Here is a 17912-nt window from a genome sequence, read left to right as displayed (position 1 = left end):
GATCGGAGGCGAACCCAACCGAGGCACGCTCATGGCTGATATTTGGGAGAGTAGACTCACGCGGCTCAATCACCGTCACCCTGAGGAGCGCGCAGCGCGTCTCGAAGGGTCGACGGCCCCGCTGGTGGCCGTGCATCCTTCGAGGCTCGCCCAGCGGCGCAATTGCGCCGCAACGCTCGCACCTCCAGCGACAAAGGCGAAGCCTTTGCGCGGGGATGACGGGTCAATCAGTGGCGCGCTTTAATGCAGATGCGTCGGACGATCGTCGTGGTCGCTCTCCGCGACCGGCGCTGCGTAGGGAGCCGCAGGCGATGTCGCCGGCGGCGTGGTTGCGGCTTGCGTCTGCGCTGCCAGCTGGCGCTCCTGGTCGCGGTAGGACTTCCAGCCCCACGGCAGGCTGATCAGATACAGCACGGAGCCCGCCGACAGGATGTGCCAGGGATAGCCGATCAGCAGCGCGACGAAGAACACCACCGAGACGAACACCGGCAACACCATTTCCGGCGGCACGCGCATCTTCACGGTCTTGCCGGAGAACACCGGCAGCCGCGACACCATCAGGAAGGCGATCAAGAGCGTGTAGAACGCCGTCAAGGTCGCCGGCGGCATCGGCACGCCGAGGAAGGCGAGATAGATCGGCAGCAGCACGGTGATCGCGCCGGCCGGTGCCGGCACGCCGGTGAAATAGTTGGCGGCGAAAGCCGGTTTGTTCGGGTCGTCGATCGAGGCATTGAAGCGCGCAAGGCGCAGGCCGCCGGAGATCGCGAACACCATCGCGGCGATCCAGCCGCCGTTGTTCAATTCATGCAGCTGCCAGAAATACAGGATCAGGCCCGGCGCGACGCCGAAATTGACGAAGTCGGCGAGGCTGTCGAGCTCGGCGCCGAATTTCGACTGGCCCTTGATCATGCGGGCGACGCGGCCGTCGATGCCGTCGAGGATCGCGGCGAACACGATGGCGGCGACCGCAAGCTCCATCCGCCCTTCCGTCGACAGCCGGATCGCGGTCAGGCCGGCGCAGATCGCCAGCAAGGTGATCATGTTCGGCACCAGCATCCGCACCGGGATCGGGCGGAACCGGCGGCGGCGCAGCTCGCTGGAATTGTTATCGAATGGGGTCATGGTGCGATAAATATAGCAAGCATGGCCCCGCTCCGCCATTGGCGCGGGAACCGGCTGATCGACCGGCCAAAACAGCGTTAATCGGCCCGGTAGGTACGGCCGGGATCGGCGCCGCGGAAATCGGCCAGGATGGTCTCGCCGGCGACCGCGGTCTGGCCTTCGGAGACAAGCGCCTTGGTGCCCTCGGGCAGGTAGACGTCGAGCCGCGAGCCGAAGCGGATCAGGCCGAAACGCTCGCCGGCGCCGATCGACTGGCCTTCCTTGACGAAGCAGACGATGCGGCGCGCCACGAGGCCGGCGATCTGGACCACGCCGATCCGCCCGTTCGCGCTCGAGATGACCAGCGAATTGCGTTCATTGTCCTCGCTCGCCTTGTCGAGCTCGGCATTGATGAAGGCGCCGGGCCGGTAGGCGATGCGGTCGATGCGGCCGGCCACCGGGCTGCGATTCACATGGCAGTTGAACACGCTCATGAAAACCGAGACCCGCGGCAGCGGCTTGTCGCCGAGGCCGAGCTCGGCGGGCGGCAGCGCCTGCACCACCATGGAGACGCGGCCGTCGGCCGGCGACACCACGATGCCGTCGCGCAGCGGCGTCACGCGCACGGGGTCGCGGAAAAACAGCGCGCACCACACCGTCAGCAGCGTCCCGATCCAGCCCAGCGGGGTCCAGATCCAGAACAGGATCAGGCTCGCCAGAGCGAAGCCGCCAATGAAGGGATAGCCCTCGGGGTGGATCGGCGGGATCTGCGCGCGGATGGAATTGGCGATCGACATCAGAACTCGCTGTGGTACCCGCCCCTGCGGCGGGAGACGCCCTAAAGCGCGATCATCGCGCTTTAGTTGGTTGCTTTAGGCATGATCTCTTTCGGAAAACCGCTTCGCACTTTTCCGGATCATGCCCTAATCGACTATTCCGCGGCGGTCGGCAAGGGTTTCTCACCCGCGTCAGGGGTGGAATCCTCTGAGGATTCGGCCACCGCCGGCGGCAGGCGATTCGGCGCGGTGCCGTCTTCGCCGACCTGCGCGAGCCGTTCGCGGGCCTCCTCGGCCTCGCGCTGCCGGTTCCACATGCTGGCGTAGAGACCGTCGGCGGCCAAAAGCCGCGCGTGGGTGCCGCGCTCAGCGATCCGGCCCTGGTCCAGCACGATGATCTCGTCGCGCGACGATGGTCGACAGCCGGTGCGCGATCACCAGCGAGGTGCGGTTGCGCGAGACCCGCTCCAGCGCGCCCTGGATCTCGTGCTCGGTGTGGCTGTCGAGCGCAGAGGTCGCCTCGTCCAGCACCAGGATCGGCGGCGCTTTCAGCACCGTGCGTGCGATCGCGACGCGCTGCTTCTCGCCGCCGGAGAGCTTCAGGCCGCGCTCGCCGACCGGCGTCTCATAGCCCTGCGGCGACATCCGGATGAAGCCGTCGATCTGGGCGAGCCGGGCCGCCTCCTCAACCTCCTCATTGCTGGCGTCCCAGCGGCCGTAGCGGATGTTGTAGCGGATGGTGTCGTTGAACAGCACGGTGTCCTGCGGCACCATGCCGATCGAGGCTCGCAGGGACGCCTGCGTCACGCTCTTGATGTCCTGGCCGTCGATCAGGATGCGGCCGCCGGAGACGTCGTAGAGCCGGAACAGCAGCCGCGAGATCGTCGACTTGCCGGCGCCGGAGGGGCCGACGATCGCGACCGTCTTGCCGGCCGGCACCTCGAAGCTCAGGCCTTTCAGGATCGGCCGGTCAGGCTCGTAGGAGAAGCGGACGTCCTCGAAGCGCACGCTGCCTGTGGACACCGCGAGCGGCTTGGCGCCGGGCACGTCCTCCACCTCCGGATCACGCTCCAGCACCTCGAACATCTTCTCGATGTCGATGATCGCCTGCTTGATCTCGCGATAGACCATGCCCATGAAGTTCAGGGGCACGTAGAGCTGGATCATCATCGAATTGATCAGCACGAAATCGCCGACGGTGTGGGTGCCGTTGCGGATGCCGAATGCGCACATCAGCATGGTCGCGGTCAGCCCCGCGGTAAAGATGATCGCCTGCCCGGTGTTGAGCACCGCAAGCGACGTATAGGTCTTCACGCTGGCCTGCTCGTAGCGTTCCATCGAGCGGTCGTAGCGCCGCGCCTCACGCTCCTCGGCGCCGAAATATTTCACCGTCTCGTAGTTGAGCAACGAGTCGATCGCCTTGGTGTTCGCCTCGGTATCCGAGTCGTTCATCTTGCGGCGGATCTCGATACGCCACTCGGTCGCAATGTAGGTGAAGTACATGAACACGACGACCGTCAGCAGCACGGCGAGCACGTAGCGCCAGTCGAACTGCCACAGCAGCACGCCCGCGAGCAGCGCAACCTCGACGATAGTCGGGATCAACTGCAGGATCACCATCCGCACGATGGTCTCGATGCCGGAGCGGCCGCGCTCCAGCACGCGGGTCAGACCGCCGGTCTTGCGCTCGAGATGAAAGCGCAGCGACAGCTCGTGCATGTGCACGAAGGTGATGTAGGCGAGCCGCCGCACCGCGTGCATCGCGACACGGGCAAAGATGCCGTCGCGCCACTGCGTCAGCACCGCCATGATGATGCGCACCGCGCCATAGCTGATCGTCATCAGCACCGGCGAGGCGATCAGCCACAGCACCCAGTTCGACGGCTCGACCGGCGCCGAGCCCGCGCCGTTCAGCGCGTCGATCGCCCATTTGAAGGTGAACGGCACCGACAGCGTCGCGAGCTTGGCGAACAGCAGCAGCACCACCGACCAGATCACGCGCATCTTCAGATCGGCGCGATCGCCGGGCCAGATATAAGGCCAGAGGTGAACGAGGGTACCGAGCAGCGTGCCCTTCTCGGCGGCCGGCGTGGCGGCCTTGGGCTCCCCAGCAGCGGTGATCTTCTGTTGCGGCGGCACCATCAGGAGCCCGCTCTCGCCGTCATGGCGCGGCGGTCCGCTGCCACATCTTTTCCACGATTTGCCATTGTGCCCGTCATATAGATCGTTTGAACGCGGCGTACAGGCTTATGACGAAAATTGTTCGCGATTCGTGGGAATTTACGGGATTTTTTGGCCCTCAATCCCCATATGCGAGTCTTGACCCTGTTTACGCTGCAGTGCCACAAGGATCGTATGAACCAAATCAAGACCGTCTGTGTTTATTGCGGCTCCGGCCCCGGTAACAATCCCCGCTTTGTTGAAGCTGCCATCGCGCTAGGCAAGGCCTTTGCCGAAAACAACGTTCGCCTGGTCTATGGCGGCGGCTCGATCGGCCTGATGGGCGCGGTCGCAAAGTCTACGCTCGACCATGGTGGCTCCGTGACCGGAATCATTCCCGAATTCCTGCGCGCGCGCGAGAATGCGCTGACCTCGGTTCAGGAGATGATCGTCACGCCAGACATGCATGAGCGCAAGCGGCTGATGTTCGAGCGCTCGGACGCGTTCGTGGCACTGCCCGGCGGCATCGGCACGTTGGAGGAGCTGGTCGAGCAACTGACCTGGCAGCAGCTCGGCCGTCACTCCAAGCCTATCCTGCTCGCCAACATCGACAACTTCTGGGAGCCCCTGCTCTCGCTGTTGAACCACATGCGCATGACCGAGTTCATCCGCCCGACCTTGCCGATCAACGTCCTGATGGCCGACCGTGTCGACGACATCCTGCCGCGGCTGCGCTCGGCGGTAGCCGGCAAGCCGGCAGCCGCGAAGGAGCTCGCCCCCGAAGTGGCGCGCCGGCTCTGATCGCTCAAGCTCGCAAAGCTATCCCAGTCATCCTGAGAGTCTGACTCAAAAAGCGTGTTGTGGCCTGGCGAGTCGTCTGATCAGGAGCCTGAGATGGGCGACGAGAAGCCAAGCGACTTCGGTTGCGGCGGAGCCCTCGAAGTCCTTGGCGAGACGACGGCACCTGCCGAACCAGGCAAAGGTACGCTCGACGACCCAGCGTCGGGGTAAGAGCTGGAAGCCTTTGACGCCGGGTGGCCGCTGGACAATATCGATGGTCCATTGGCCGCAATGGGACAGTGCGTCGAGCAGCTGTTTGCCGCGATAGACTCGGTCAGCAAAGACATGCTGAAGCCCGGGGAAGTGTTCTCTCAGGTGTTCCAGCAGAGGGACAGCACCGTGGACATCCTGAACGTTGGCGGGATGCACGTGGACTGCCAGCAGCAGACCATTGGTGTCAGTGACGATGTGCCGCTTGCGTCCATGAAGGCGCTTGCCGGGGTCGAAGCCGCGTGGCCCGCCGGCCTGCGTGGTCGGAGCCGTCTGGCTATCGATGACGGCAGCCGTCGGTCCCGCCTTGCGCCCGAGTTTCCGCCGCGCTTGCCGGACCAAGGCTCCGACGATCCGGTGCCATCGGCCACTGTCGCGCCAGGCATAAAAATAGCCTTGAACCGTTGAGTATGGCGGGAACTCGCTCGGCAGAGCTCGCCATTGGCAGCCCGTCGACAAAATGTAGAAGATCGCCTGCACCACCTCACGCAAATCGACTTCCCGCGGGCGTCCTCGTCGCTGTCGCGCTGGCATCTTCCGGGATATCAGCGCCCACTCCGCATCGGTCAGATCGCTTGTGTAGCGCAGCCCTTTGCGTTGATACTCGACACGAGTGATTTCGGTCCACGGCATCGTGCCCTCCCTCGAATCTTCGCAAATCCGAACGAATCACAGCCAACCGAGATCACTCACTCCTTTTTCAGTCAGGCTCTGAGAGGAGCGCGAAGCGCGTCTCGAAGGATGAACGGCCCGGCTGGTGGCCGTCGATCCTTCGAGGCTCGCTCCGCTCGCGCCTCAGGATGACGGATTACAATGAGGTTCGTCCAACCTCACTCACTCGGAAATGTCACCGCCTCGATGCGGTTGCCGTCGGGGTCGAGGACGAAGGCCGCATAATAGCGCACGCGGTCGTGCGGGCGCAGGCCGGGCGGGCCATCGGAGAGACCGCCGGAGGCCAGCGCGGCAGCGTGGAAGGCATCGACCTCGGTGGTGGTCTTCGCGCGCAGGCAGATATGGGTGCCGCTCTCATGCGCGACGTGCGCCATCGTGGCGCGCAGGTTGATCCAGAATTCGGGATAGGCCTTGCCGAAGCCGATCGTCGCCGGGCGCGTGACGAGGCGGCTCAGGCCAAGCGCGGCCAGTGTCGGTTCATAGAACCGCGCCGCGCGTTCGAGATCGCGGACGCCGACGGAAACGTGGTCGATCATGGAAGCCCCCTTCTCGTCATTCCGAGCGAAGCGAAGCAATCCATCGCGCCGCTCGCTGAGATATGGATTGCTTCGTCGCTATCGCTCCTCGCAATGACGACGTCTGTTTTCCTTTAGCCGGCTACGCCTGCGCACCCGACTTCACCAGCTTGTAGAATACCGAATCCATCAGCGCCTGGAACGAGGCGTCGATGATGTTGGGCGAGACGCCGACCGTGGTCCAGCTCTCGCCGGTCTCGTCCTCGCTTTCGATCAGCACGCGCGTGACCGCCTCGGTGCCGCCATTGAGGATACGCACGCGGTAGTCGATCAGCTTCAGGCCATCGATGTACTTCTGGTACTTGCCGAGGTCCTTGCGCAGCGCCACGTCGAGCGCGTTGACCGGACCGTTGCCTTCGGCGGCCGAGATCAGCCGCTCGCCGTCGACATCGACCTTCACCACCGCAAGCGCCACCGTAACGCGCTGGCCGTTGGCGTTGTAGCGCTGCTCGACATTGACGTCGAACTGCTCGACCGTGAAATATTGCGGCACCTTGCCGAGCGTGCGGCGCGCCAACAGGTCGAACGAAGCGTTCGCGGATTCATAGGCGAAGCCCGCGGCCTCGCGCTCCTTCAACTCCTCGACCAGCCGCGTCAGCCGCGGATCGCTCTTGTCATAGACGATGCCAGCACGGTCGAGCTCGGCCATCACGTTGGAGCGGCCAGCCTGATCCGACACCAGCACCTTGCGGTGGTTGCCGACGGCATCCGGCAGCACATGCTCGTAGGTCTGCGGATCCTTCATCACGGCAGAGGCATGGATGCCGGTCTTGGTGACGAAGGCGCTCTCGCCGACATAAGGCGCGTGACGGTTGGGCGCGCGGTTCAGCATGTCGTCGAGCGTGCGCGACACCTTCATCAGCGTCGCCATCTTCTCGGTGGTGACGCCGATCTCGAACTTGTCGGAAAACTCCTGCTTCAGCTTCAGGGTCGGGATCAGCGAGCAGAGATTGGCGTTGCCGCAGCGCTCGCCGAGGCCGTTGAGCGTGCCCTGGATCTGCCGCGCGCCGGCACGCACCGCGGCGAGCGAGTTGGCGACCGCCTGCTCGGTGTCGTTATGGGCGTGGATGCCGACATGGGCGCCGGGCACATGCGTGACGACATCAGCGACGATGGTCTCGATCTCATGCGGCATGGTGCCGCCATTGGTGTCGCACAGCACCACCCAGCGCGCGCCGGCCTGATAGGCCGCCGTTGCGCAGGCGAGCGCGTAGTCGCGGTTCTCCTTGTAGCCGTCGAAGAAATGCTCGCAGTCGACCATCACCTCGCGGCCGAGCGCCTTGGCGGCGGCAACGCTGTCGCGTATCGAGGCGAGGTTCTCCTCGTTGGTGGTCTCGAGCGCGACCCGGACCTGGTAGGCGGAGGATTTTGCGACGAAGCAGATCGCGTCCGCCTTGGCCTCGAGGATGCTGGCGAGCCCCGGATCGTTCGAGGCCGAACGCCCCGGCCGCCGCGTCATGCCGAACGCGGTGAAGCGCGCATGGTCGAAGGCAGGCTTCCGGCTGAAGAACTCGGTATCGGTCGGATTGGCGCCGGGATAGCCGCCCTCGACATAGTCGATGCCGAGCTGGTCGAGCATGCCCGCAATCACCTGCTTGTCCTGCAGCGTGAAGTCGACCCCATTGGTCTGCGCGCCGTCGCGCAGCGTGGTGTCGAACAGATAGAGGCGCTCGCGGCTCATGCGTGGCCTCCGGGCGTGGCAACGCCGTCGAGCGTCTTCTGCATCGTGGTGTTGGCGAGCCATTCGTCGCCGATCGTCACCGAATTGCGCTGCTGCGCGACGTAACCGCGCTTGCGGAAGAATTCGAGCGCGGTGTCGCTGACATCGACCTTCAGGGTCTTGGTGCCGCGGGCGCTCGCGATCTTCTCCAGCGCATCGCACAGCGCGGCGCCTACGCCCTGCCCGACCGCGCTCGGATGCACGTAGAGCATGTCGATATGGTCGGCGCCCTTCAACGAGGCAAACCCGACCGGCGCGCCCTGCAACGTCGCGATCAGTGTGAGCTGGCCCGCGAGCTTCTTGCCGAACGCCGCCTCGTCGTCGGCAGTTGCCGCCCAGGCTTCCTGCTGCGCCTCGCTGTAATCGTCACCGGTTAGATCCATGATCGAGGCCGTGAAGATCGCCGCCAGCAGCGGCGCGTCATCAGGCAGATACGGGCGCAACGCGGGTGCGGAACGGCTCATCGCGCGATCTCCCAGGTGGTGCCTTCCTTGGAGTCCTTGATCACCACACCCATCGCGGCGAGCTGATCGCGGATCCGGTCGGACTCCTTGAAATCCTTGCGCGCACGCGCCGCGGTGCGCTCGGCGATCAGCGCCTCGACCGCGGCAGCGTCGACGCCGCTCGCCTGCTGCTTGCGCGCCTCCCATGCTGCCGCGCTCTCCGACAGGAAGCCGAGCAGCCGCAGCGAACCGGCAAATTCCTTGCGGCCTGCCTCACTGCTCGCGGCAGCATTCCGCAGGCCGTGCAGCACGGCCATCGCCTGCGCGGTGTTGAGATCGTCGTAGAGCGCCTCGACCATCGCCGGCGACGGCGCGCCGGACTCGGCGTCGGCCGCGACCGCATACCAGTCGTCGAGCGTCCTTGCGGCCTCTTCTGCGCTCTTCAGCGTCCAGTCGAGCGGCGAACGGTAGTGCGTTCGGAGCATGCTGAGCCGCAGCACCTCGCCCGGCCAATCCGTCAGCAGATCGCGGATCGTAAAGAAGTTGCCGAGCGACTTCGACATCTTCTCGCTTTCGATCTGCAGGAAGCCGTTGTGCATCCAGACATTGGCCATGCGGTCGGTGTGGAACGCGCAGCAGGTCTGCGCGAGCTCGTTCTCATGGTGCGGGAACACCAGGTCGATGCCGCCGCCATGGATGTCGAACTTCTCGCCGAGGTGCTTCCAGGCCATCGCCGAGCACTCGATGTGCCAACCGGGCCGGCCCTCGACCGTGATGCCTGCCGGCGACGGCCAGGACGGCTCGCCCGGCTTCGACGGCTTCCACAGCACGAAGTCGGTGTTGTCGCGCTTGTAGGGCGCGACATCGACGCGGGCGCCGCGATCATCTCGTCGAGCGAGCGCTTCGACAGCGCGCCATAGCGCGGCAGCACCGAGTTGGCCGCGTTCATCGCCTGCGGCGAGAACAGCACATGATCCTCGGCGACGTAGGCAAAGCCGCCGGCGACCAGCTTCTCGATGATCGCGCGCATCTCCGGGATGTGCTCGGTCGCGCGCGGCTGCACTGTGGGCGGCAAGCAGCCCAGTGCCGTGACGTCATCCTGATACTGCTGGTAGGTCTGCTCGGTGACCTTGCGGATCGCCTCGTTCAGCGGCACGCCGGGATAGTCTCGCGCGGCGCGGACATTGATCTTGTCGTCGACGTCGGTGATGTTGCGGACATAGGTCACGTGGCCGGCGCCATAGCGATGGCGCAGCGCGCGGAATAGCACGTCGAAGACAATGGCCGCCCGGCCGTTGCCGATATGGGCGAAGTCGTAGACCGTCGGTCCGCAGGCATACATGCGGACGTTGTTGGCATCGAGCGGCACGAACAGCCGCTTCTCCCGGGTCAACGTGTCGTAAAGGCGCAATTCCATGGATCACCGTCCCTTGCGGCCGGGCGTCCAGTGATTCTCAGGGTGATTGAGAAAAGACGGCCTCAGCCAGCGAATCGCTAGCTCATAATCTCGCGGCAAATGCTGCAGATGGCGAGGTGGCCGTTCATGGTTCCACCATGTCTCATGGCCCCTTTATCGCGTCAAGGGGCTTGTTTTCGAGCGTTTTGCAGCTGGCGCCGCACCAAAATCACGCCAACGCCCTCATGGTTAATCATTATTAAGCATTTGGGCGTACGGGAGGGCCTGCGGATTCCCCGCCATTTCATCGGTGCACCATGCGGCCCTTTTCAGCATTGATTGCCTGCGCGCTCTTACTTGTCCCCTCCGCCCTTGTCCCCTCGGCCGCACGGGCCGACAGCCGCGTTTTCATCGTCGCCAACCAGGCCGACGGCTACGGCATCGACCAGTGCCTCGCTCGTGGCGACCGCTGCGGCGCGTCCGCCGCCCGCGCCTACTGCCGGTCACGGGATTTTGCGCAGGCCACCAATTACCGCCGCGTCGATCCTGACGAGATCACCGGCGCGGTTCCGCACGCCGCCAATGAGAAATGCACCGGCAATAGCTGCGGCGAATACGTCGCCATCACGTGTCAGCGCTGAGCCAAGCTGCTGGATAAACGGGGTTATTGCCACACCGGCGCCCCGGAAACGACGTGACGCTGCCCCGAGAAAAGGCTATTGCAGCGGCCTTGCCCGCGCGCTTTGGCGTTGCTCGCCGGGCGGCGTCGTTTTAATGGCCGGATATGCCCAATAGCTCCCGTTCTCGCTTCTCCCGCTGGTTCTCGACTTGCGCCCTGTTGGCCGCAATCGCCCTGCCCGCCACGGATGCCCTGGCGCAAGTGCCGCCTGGCCCGCCCGGCCCGGCGCCCCAGGGCGCCCAGCCGAATCCGCCGGCCAATCCGATGTGCGTGCGGCTCGAGGGCCAGCTGGCGGCGATCGATCGCGGCGGCGGCGGTGGCGATCCGGCCAAGGACGAGCAGATCCGCCGCTATCAGGACGCGGCAACAAGGCAGCAGGGCGAACTCGATCGCGTGACCGCGCAGGCCCGGCGCATGGGCTGCGACAGCTCCGGGTTCTTTTCGCTGTTCAATAACAATTCGGCGCAGTGCGGACCGGTCAACAACCAGATCCAGCAGATGCGCGCCAATCTCGACCAGATGACCACCAATCTCGAACGGCTGCGCACCGGCGGGCTCGGCGGCGCCGACCGCGAGAACCAGCGCCGCTCGGTCCTGACCGCGCTGGCGCAGAACAATTGCGGCCCGCAATACGCTGCGGCCGCCGCGCGTGGCCCCGGCAATTTCATCGAGAACTTGTTCGGCGGCGGTGGCGGCGGCGCCAATCCGAATACGCCGCTGCCCCCGCCCGACGCACAATATGGCGGGCAGTCCGGCACCTTCCGCACCGTCTGCGTGCGCACCTGCGACGGCGCCTATTTCCCGATTTCGTTCGCGACCTCGTCGGCGCGCTTTGCCGCCGACGAGCAGATCTGTAAGGCGCAGTGCCCGGCCGCGGAGGCCAGCCTGTTCGCCTACCGCAATCCCGGCGAAGACATCAACCAGGCGGTCTCGATCAGCGGCCAGTCCTACTCGTCGCTGCCGAACGCCTTCAAGTACCGCACCGAGTTCAATCCGTCGTGCTCCTGCAGGGCGGCCGGCCAGAGCTGGGCCGAGGCGTTGAAGGCCGTCGACGACCAGACGTCCGCCGCGCAGCAGGGCGACATCATCGTCACCGAGGAGAGCGCGCGGAAGATGCAGCAGCGCGCGCAGACCAAGCTGCCGCCGGCAAGAAGGGCGCGCCGGCCGCGGCTCAACAGCAGCAGCCCGCCGCCGCTGACGCCACCACGGCGCCGGCTGCGCCCGCAAGCGACGGTCAGATCCGCACGGTCGGCCCGACCTTCATTCAGCAGAAGAAGCAGTAGAAGCCCGTCCGCGAACTCATTCCCCACCTCTCCCGCTTGCGGGGAGGTCATATCGCATCGAAGATGCGATATGGGTGGGGGCTTTCTCCACGTCGGCGGTCTCGCTCGCGGCGACACCCCCACCCCGACCTCCCCCGCAAGCGGGAGAGGGAGAAGAGCATCGTGGCACTCGAGAGGGTTCACCCCTCGAACGCCTCCGCCGACGCGCGCGAGGTGCGCGTCACCAGCTTCTCGTCGGGCTCCGGCAGCGCCTTGCCGAAATCGCGGAAGCGGTTGGTGATGGGATAGCGGCGGTCGCGGCCGAAATTCTTCCGCGTCACCTTCACGCCGGGCGCGGCCTGCCGGCGCTTGTATTCGGCGATGTTGAGCAGGCGGTCGACGCGGGTCACCACATCGCGATCGAAGCCGGCCTCGATGATGGTCGCAAGCGGCTCCTCGCGCTCCACGAGACGCTCGAGGATCGCATCCAGCACCTCGTAAGGCGGCAGCGAATCCTGGTCGGTCTGGTTCTCGCGCAGCTCCGCGGTCGGCGGCCGGATGATGATGTTGACCGGAATCACCTCGCCCGACGGACCGAGCGCGCCGTCCGGCTTCCAGGCATTGCGCAGGCTGGACAGGCGGAACACCTCGGTCTTGTAGATGTCCTTGATCGGGTTGAAGCCGCCATTCATGTCGCCATACAGCGTGGCGTAGCCGACCGACATTTCCGACTTGTTGCCGGTCGTCACCACCATGGCGCCGGTCTTGTTGGAGATCGCCATCAACAGCGTGCCGCGGGCGCGCGCCTGCAGATTCTCCTCGGTGATGTCGCGCTCCAGGCCCGCGAACACCGGCGCCAAAATCTTCTCGAACCCGTTCACGGCGTCGGCAATCGGCAGGATCTCGTAGCGGATGCCGAGCGCGGCGGCGAGCTTGGCGGCATCGTCGAGCGACACCTGCGCGGTGTAGCGGAACGGCAGCATCACGCCGCGCACCTTGTCGGCACCGAGCGCATCGACCGCGATCGCCGCGCATAGCGCCGAGTCGATGCCGCCGGAGACGCCGAGCAGCACGCCGGGAAAACCGTTCTTGCGGACATAGTCGCGCAGGCCGAGCACACAGGCCGCGTAATCGGCCTTGTCGCCCTCGAGCTGCGCCGTGCTCGGCCCGTTGCAGCGCCAGCCGTCGGCGGTCTTGCGCCAGGTCAGCGTCGTGATGTTCTCCTCGAACGCCGGCAGCTGCGCCGCGACCGACAGATCGGCATTGAGCGCAAACGAGGCGCCGTCGAAGATCAGCTCGTCCTGGCCGCCCACTTCATTCAAATAGACCAGCGGCAGCCCGCTCTCGGTGACCCGCGCCACCACGATCGACAGCCTGAGATCGGCCTTGTCGCGGGCATAGGGCGAGCCGTTCGGCACCACCAGGATCTCGGCACCGGTCTCGGCGAGACATTCGACGACGTTCTCGTATTCTTCGGACTCCTCGAGCCAGATGTCCTCGCAGATCGGCACGCCGATGCGCACGCCGCGCACCGTCACCGGGCCCGGCGCGGGACCGCGCGCGAACAGCCGCTTCTCGTCGAACACGCCGTAATTCGGCAGATTGGCCTTGAAGCGCAGCGCGGCGATGCGTCCGCCGTCAAGCAGTGCGCAGGCATTGTAGAGCTTGCCGTCCTCGACCCAGGGCGTGCCGATCAGCATGGCCGGACCGCCGTCCTTGGTCTCGCGCGCCAGCTCCTCGACCGCGGCGCGGCAGGCCGCCTGGAACGCCGGCTTGAGCACCAGGTCCTCCGGCGGATAGCCGGCAAGGAACAGCTCCGAGAGCACCACGAGATCGGCGCCGTCCACCTTGGCTTTCTCGCGCGCGGCACGCGCCTTCGCGGCGTTGCCGGTGACGTCACCGACCGTCGGGTTGAGTTGCGCCAGGGTAATCTTGATCTGTTGTTCGCTCATAGCATTATGTTGTCCCGCACAAGGGCAAACTTCAATGGCCGTCCGGTCATGGTGCGATTGCAGAAATCGCACTGGGATTCCTCGTCAGGGTGCAAGCTCCGCCCTCACCTCGCCGAGCAGCGCCAGACCACCCAGCCGGCCCAATTCGTCCGAACATTTTGCGCTCTTGCCGTAGCAGCAGAATGCGACGGTGACCCGCTCGGACAGCGGCCCGATAAGCGGCAAGCCGGTGTCGCCAAAGCTGGTCATGCAGGGCACGACGCGGCGCTCTTCGAACTTGAGGCCGCGGATGCGATCGAGTATCTGCGCTTGCAGGCGATCAGCAACGTCAACCGACCCGCCCGACCGGAACCAGTCCTTGATGTCAGCCTCGCTGCCGAGCGGACGATCGACCGGATCTCCGCCGAGCTTCAACCAGGTCTGGCCGTCGGGATACGGGATCGGCGGCAGGATATAGGGGTTGTCGCCCTTCGGCCCGAGACAGCGCATCGACGGCATGCCGGCCAGGCGTTCGACCTCCGGCCGATCGAGCCGGAACAGCGCCGCGGTGCGCGCGTAGACCGTAACACCCAGCGATCGGCCGATCAGCGATTGGGTATGCCCGCCTGCGGCAACCAGCACACGCTCGGCCTCGAGGTTGCCCGATCGCGTCCGGATCGTCACACCGGAAGCGGTTTCCGAAATCCCGAGCGCAGGCTCGTCGATGATCCGCGCGCCCGCGCGCTCCGCCGCGATCGTCTGCGCCCGCACCAGGCGCCGCGGACTGACATAGCCGGCATTGCGCGGCTCGAAATAGCCCAGCATGCCCGCGGTCGCTTTCAGAAACGGAAACCGCTCGGCGAGCGCCGCGTCCTGATAGGCCTCACACGCGATCGCCTCGTCGGCGCAGACGTCGCCGATCGAGCCGACATCGGTGGTTTCGCTGTTACCGACGTGAAGCGCGCCGGTCTCCTGGTAGAAATCGACGCCGCTTTCCGCAGCAATCTCGCCGTAACGCGCGATCGCGGCGCGGTTCATCTGCCGCCAGAAGGCTTGCGGATCGTAGGTCCGGGTGATGCGGCCTTCGTCATAGTGGCTGCCGAACACGCCGTCATGGCGCGCAAAATCGACCGGCTCACCCGGCCCGATCAGCGCAACCTCGTGGCCCATCTTGCTCAGATGGCGCGCGGCGGCCGATCCGATCAGACCCCGTCCGATCACCGCAAGCTTGATCGGCGTATTGGCACTCACGGTCAGAATGCACCCGAGCGCTCGGCGAGGGCGAACAGCCAGAACAGCCCGGCCATCACAAGCGCGACGCCGACGGCGGCGGAGCCCATGTCCTTGACCCGGCCGATCTGCGGATCGTGATCCATGGTCAGGCGGTCGGCGAGCTTCTCGATCGCGGTGTTGAGCAGCTCGATCACGAGAACCAGCACCACGGTCGCGACCAGCTCGACCCGGCGCATCACGGTGGCGCCGACCAGCCAGGCAAGCGGCACCGACAGCACCAGCGCCACGACCTCCTCGCGGATCGCCTGCTCCGAGCGGATGGCGAATGCCAGCCCGTTGCGCGAGTTGATGGTGGCTCGCCAGAACCTCAGCAAGTCACTGCCCTCAAGTCACTGCCCCCAACTCGCCTGCCCCAAATCACAACCCCGCGGCGGCCGGCATCGGTTTGACCTTGCCGGCGCGCTCCTGCTTCAGGAGCTCGGCGATCAGGAAGGCCATGTCGATCGACTGTTCGGCGTTGAGACGGGGATCGCAGACTGTGTGATAGCGGTCGTTGAGATCCTCATCGGTGATGGCGCGCGCACCGCCGATGCATTCGGTGACGTCCTGCCCGGTCATCTCCAGATGCACACCGCCGGCATGGGTGCCTTCCGCCGCATGGATCTGGAAGAACGCCTTCACCTCCGACAGCACGCGGTCGAACGGCCGCGTCTTGTAGCCCGTGGTCGAGGTGATGGTGTTGCCGTGCATCGGATCGCACGACCAGACCACGACGCGGCCCTCGCGCTGCACGGCGCGGATCAGGCCGGGCAGATGATCGCCGACCTTGTCGGCGCCGAAGCGGTTGATCAGCGTCAGGCGTCCCGGCTCGTTGTCGGGATTGAGGATGTCGATCAGCTTCAACAGTTCGTCCGGCTTCAGCGACGGACCGCATTTCAGGCCGATCGGATTCTTGATGCCGCGGAAATATTCGACATGGCCGTGGTCGAGCTGGCGGGTGCGGTCGCCGATCCAGATCATGTGGCCCGAGGTCGCGTACCAGTCGCCGGTGGTCGAATCGACCCGCGTCATCGCCTGCTCGTAGCCGAGCAGCAGCGCCTCGTGGCTGGTGTAGAAATCGGTGGCGCGCAGCTCCGGATGGCTCTCGAGATCGAGGCCGCAGGCGCGCATGAAGTTCAGCGCGTCCGAAATGCGGTCGGCGAGCTCCTTGTAGCGGCGGGACTGCGGCGAATCCTTCAGGAAGCCGAGCATCCATTGATGCACGCTGCCGAGATTGGCGAAGCCGCCGGTCGCGAACGCGCGCAGCAGGTTCAGCGTCGCCGCCGATTGGCGATAGGCCATCAGCTGGCGCTGCGGATCGGGAATGCGCGCCTCCGCGGTGAAGGCGATGTCGTTGACGATGTCGCCGCGATAGCTCGGCAGCTCGACGTCGCCCTGCTTCTCGGTCGGCGATGAGCGCGGCTTGGCAAACTGCCCGGCGATGCGGCCGACCTTCACCACCGGCAGCGCGCCGGCATAGGTCATGACCACAGCCATCTGCAGCAGCACGCGGAAGAAGTCGCGGATGTTGTTGGCGCCGTGCTCGGCAAAGCTCTCGGCGCAGTCGCCGCCCTGCAGCAGGAAAGCCTCGCCCGCGGCCACCCGGCCCAGCGCCTTCTTCAGGCTGCGCGCCTCGCCCGCGAACACCAGCGGCGGAAAGGTCGCCAGCTGGGCCTCGACATCGGCCAATGCCTTGGCATCGGGATAATCGGGCACCTGCAGCACCTTCTTGGCGCGCCAGCTATCGGGTGTCCACCGCTCGGACATGAGGTCAACTCCTGAGCAAAAACCGCGACTTAATCGCGGCATACGGAAAGCCCGGCTTATACACAGGGCGCCAGCCTCCCGCTAGAAGGATTCCTGCAATTCCGTCAAGCCCTTGCAAGAAAATCCGAATTCGCATTTGGTAGAGCATAGCATGAATGCCGGGGAAATCGCCGTGGCCGCCGCCGCGCTGGACGACGTTTTTAGCGACGACATCGTCGTGCCGGCCGCGGACGGCTATCCGCTCGCCGCCACGCTGTTCCTGCCCCGCGGCAGGAAGCGCCACGCCGTCCTGATCAACTCGGCGACCGCCGTGCCCCGCAAGGTCTATCGCGGCTTTGCCGGCTACCTCGCCCGCCGCGGTTCGGCGGTCCTGACCTACGACTACCGCGGCACCGGCGATAGCAGGCCGATGGCGGCGACCGGCCTGAACAAGCGGAAGTCGCTGGCCGGCTTCAAGACGACGATGGCGGATTGGGCCGCGCTCGACGCCACCGCCGCCGTGCGCTGGATGCGCGAGCGCTACCGCGACCTGCCCTTTGCCTACGTCGGCCACTCCTTCGGCGGCCAGGCGCTCGGCCTGTTGCCGAACAACGCCGAGATCCCGCGCGCTTTGCTGATCGCCTCGCAAGCCGCGCATTGGAAGCTGATGGCCTCGCCCGAACGCTACCGCGTCGTCGCCTTCATGAACGGCATCGGCCTGCCGCTCGCCCGCACGCTCGGCTATGTGCCGGGCTGGGCCGGCCTCGGCATGGACCTGCCGCGCGGCGTGTTCGAGCAATGGCGCGGCTGGGTGATGCGCGAGCGCTATCTGCTCGACGACCCGGCGCTTGCTGCGCGCGAAAATTTTCCGAAGTTCAAGGGCAAGCTCCGCGCACTCACCATCACCGACGACACCTGGGCGACGCGGCCGGCGGTCGAACTGCTGTGCTCGGCGTTCACGTCGATCACACCGGAGATCATCTCGATCCGTCCTGCGGACGCCGGCGCGAAGGCGATCGGCCATTTTGGCTTCTTCCGCAGCGAACACCGCGACGCCCTGTGGCGCGGCGCCGCGGAATGGCTCGAGGCGGAGGGGTAGACGCGAATTTCCACCAGTGTCGTCCTGGCG

At 65.7% G+C, this 17912-nt stretch carries 14 protein-coding genes and 2 pseudogenes; 4 read left to right on the top strand and 12 right to left on the bottom strand.

Annotated features, from left to right (window positions below; translation table 11 throughout):
* Positions 1–240 precede the first annotated feature (240 nt).
* From pssA to AKN84_RS00070, 3 genes and pseudogenes are all read right to left on the bottom strand, one after another.
* Positions 241–1122: a CDP-diacylglycerol--serine O-phosphatidyltransferase gene (pssA, locus tag AKN84_RS00080; protein WP_050419052.1), complete on the bottom strand. Its 882-nt coding sequence runs from the start codon at positions 1120–1122 to the stop codon at positions 241–243.
* Between the two features lie 77 nt (positions 1123–1199).
* Positions 1200–1898: a phosphatidylserine decarboxylase gene (locus AKN84_RS00075; protein WP_050418756.1), complete on the bottom strand. Its 699-nt coding sequence runs from the start codon at positions 1896–1898 to the stop codon at positions 1200–1202.
* A gap of 134 nt (positions 1899–2032) precedes the next feature.
* A pseudogene (locus AKN84_RS00070) lies at positions 2033–4019 on the bottom strand (ABCB family ABC transporter ATP-binding protein/permease).
* Between the two features lie 213 nt (positions 4020–4232).
* Between AKN84_RS00070 and AKN84_RS00065 the strand changes: the two are divergent.
* Positions 4233–4838 (top strand): LOG family protein, encoded by a 606-nt coding sequence (locus AKN84_RS00065; protein WP_050418755.1) that lies wholly within the window; start codon positions 4233–4235, stop codon positions 4836–4838.
* A gap of 45 nt (positions 4839–4883) precedes the next feature.
* On the opposite strand, the gene AKN84_RS44360 is transcribed toward AKN84_RS00065, so the two are convergent.
* From AKN84_RS44360 to cysS, 5 genes and pseudogenes are all read right to left on the bottom strand, one after another.
* Positions 4884–5720 carry an IS5 family transposase gene (locus AKN84_RS44360; RefSeq protein WP_128970280.1) on the bottom strand — a complete coding sequence of 279 codons (837 nt, stop codon included), beginning with the start codon at positions 5718–5720 and terminating at the stop codon, positions 4884–4886.
* Positions 5721–5917: 197 nt separating this feature from the next.
* Positions 5918–6295 carry a VOC family protein gene (locus AKN84_RS00055; protein ID WP_050418753.1) on the bottom strand — a complete coding sequence of 126 codons (378 nt, stop codon included), beginning with the start codon at positions 6293–6295 and terminating at the stop codon, positions 5918–5920.
* Between the two features lie 121 nt (positions 6296–6416).
* Positions 6417–8015 (bottom strand): citramalate synthase, encoded by a 1599-nt coding sequence (gene cimA / locus AKN84_RS00050; RefSeq protein WP_050418752.1) that lies wholly within the window; start codon positions 8013–8015, stop codon positions 6417–6419.
* Positions 8012–8518 (bottom strand): GNAT family N-acetyltransferase, encoded by a 507-nt coding sequence (locus tag AKN84_RS00045; protein WP_050418751.1) that lies wholly within the window; start codon positions 8516–8518, stop codon positions 8012–8014. The genes cimA and AKN84_RS00045 overlap by 4 nt, the downstream gene beginning before the upstream one ends.
* Positions 8515–9914, bottom strand: a pseudogene (cysS, locus tag AKN84_RS00040) (cysteine--tRNA ligase). Before cysS ends, AKN84_RS00045 begins: the two are co-directional and overlap by 4 nt.
* Before the next feature lie 296 nt (positions 9915–10210).
* Here cysS and AKN84_RS00035 point away from each other — a divergent pair.
* Entirely contained in the window at positions 10211–10534 is a 324-nt protein-coding gene (locus tag AKN84_RS00035; protein WP_050418749.1) for a hypothetical protein, read from the top strand.
* A gap of 197 nt (positions 10535–10731) precedes the next feature.
* Positions 10732–12135, top strand: coding sequence for a DUF2865 domain-containing protein (locus tag AKN84_RS00030; protein ID WP_347337285.1), 1404 nt, complete (start codon positions 10732–10734; stop codon positions 12133–12135).
* On the opposite strand, the gene AKN84_RS00025 is transcribed toward AKN84_RS00030, so the two are convergent.
* The 4 genes from AKN84_RS00025 to AKN84_RS00010 form a co-directional block, all read right to left on the bottom strand.
* Positions 12035–13786, bottom strand: a complete 1752-nt coding sequence (locus AKN84_RS00025) for an NAD+ synthase (RefSeq protein ID WP_050418748.1) — start codon at positions 13784–13786, stop codon at positions 12035–12037. The genes AKN84_RS00030 and AKN84_RS00025 overlap by 101 nt on opposite strands.
* An 84-nt stretch (positions 13787–13870) precedes the next feature.
* Positions 13871–15016 carry an FAD-dependent oxidoreductase gene (locus tag AKN84_RS00020; protein WP_202814651.1) on the bottom strand — a complete coding sequence of 382 codons (1146 nt, stop codon included), beginning with the start codon at positions 15014–15016 and terminating at the stop codon, positions 13871–13873.
* 2 nt (positions 15017–15018) lie between these two features.
* A complete protein-coding gene (locus AKN84_RS00015; RefSeq protein ID WP_050418747.1) occupies positions 15019–15372 on the bottom strand; it encodes a diacylglycerol kinase in 354 nt (117 codons plus the stop codon).
* Between the two features lie 43 nt (positions 15373–15415).
* Positions 15416–16804 (bottom strand): class II 3-deoxy-7-phosphoheptulonate synthase, encoded by a 1389-nt coding sequence (locus AKN84_RS00010; protein ID WP_050418746.1) that lies wholly within the window; start codon positions 16802–16804, stop codon positions 15416–15418.
* Positions 16805–16955: 151 nt separating this feature from the next.
* Here AKN84_RS00010 and AKN84_RS00005 point away from each other — a divergent pair, with 151 nt between their 5' ends.
* Positions 16956–17882, top strand: a complete 927-nt coding sequence (locus tag AKN84_RS00005; protein WP_050418745.1) for an alpha/beta hydrolase family protein — start codon at positions 16956–16958, stop codon at positions 17880–17882.
* Positions 17883–17912 lie beyond the last annotated feature (30 nt).

It is taken from the genome of Bradyrhizobium tropiciagri (genome assembly GCF_001189845.1).
Classification (GTDB): Bacteria; Pseudomonadota; Alphaproteobacteria; order Rhizobiales; family Xanthobacteraceae; genus Bradyrhizobium; species Bradyrhizobium tropiciagri.
Note: the sequence above shows the minus strand (reverse complement) of the source record. Positions and strands in the feature narration are given on the sequence as shown.

What these genes read in the sequence shown, in the direction of transcription:
- pssA (WP_050419052.1), bottom strand. Translation starts at nt 1,122, where the DNA reads ATGACCCCATTCGATAACAATTCCAGCGAGCTGCGCCGCCGCCGGTTC.
- AKN84_RS00075 (WP_050418756.1), bottom strand. Translation starts at nt 1,898, where the DNA reads ATGTCGATCGCCAATTCCATCCGCGCGCAGATCCCGCCGATCCACCCC.
- AKN84_RS00065 (WP_050418755.1), top strand. Translation starts at nt 4,233, where the DNA reads ATGAACCAAATCAAGACCGTCTGTGTTTATTGCGGCTCCGGCCCCGGT.
- AKN84_RS44360 (WP_128970280.1), bottom strand. Translation starts at nt 5,720, where the DNA reads ATGCCGTGGACCGAAATCACTCGTGTCGAGTATCAACGCAAAGGGCTG.
- AKN84_RS00055 (WP_050418753.1), bottom strand. Translation starts at nt 6,295, where the DNA reads ATGATCGACCACGTTTCCGTCGGCGTCCGCGATCTCGAACGCGCGGCG.
- cimA (WP_050418752.1), bottom strand. Translation starts at nt 8,015, where the DNA reads ATGAGCCGCGAGCGCCTCTATCTGTTCGACACCACGCTGCGCGACGGC.
- AKN84_RS00045 (WP_050418751.1), bottom strand. Translation starts at nt 8,518, where the DNA reads ATGAGCCGTTCCGCACCCGCGTTGCGCCCGTATCTGCCTGATGACGCG.
- AKN84_RS00035 (WP_050418749.1), top strand. Translation starts at nt 10,211, where the DNA reads ATGCGGCCCTTTTCAGCATTGATTGCCTGCGCGCTCTTACTTGTCCCC.
- AKN84_RS00025 (WP_050418748.1), bottom strand. Translation starts at nt 13,786, where the DNA reads ATGAGCGAACAACAGATCAAGATTACCCTGGCGCAACTCAACCCGACG.
- AKN84_RS00010 (WP_050418746.1), bottom strand. Translation starts at nt 16,804, where the DNA reads ATGTCCGAGCGGTGGACACCCGATAGCTGGCGCGCCAAGAAGGTGCTG.
- AKN84_RS00005 (WP_050418745.1), top strand. Translation starts at nt 16,956, where the DNA reads ATGAATGCCGGGGAAATCGCCGTGGCCGCCGCCGCGCTGGACGACGTT.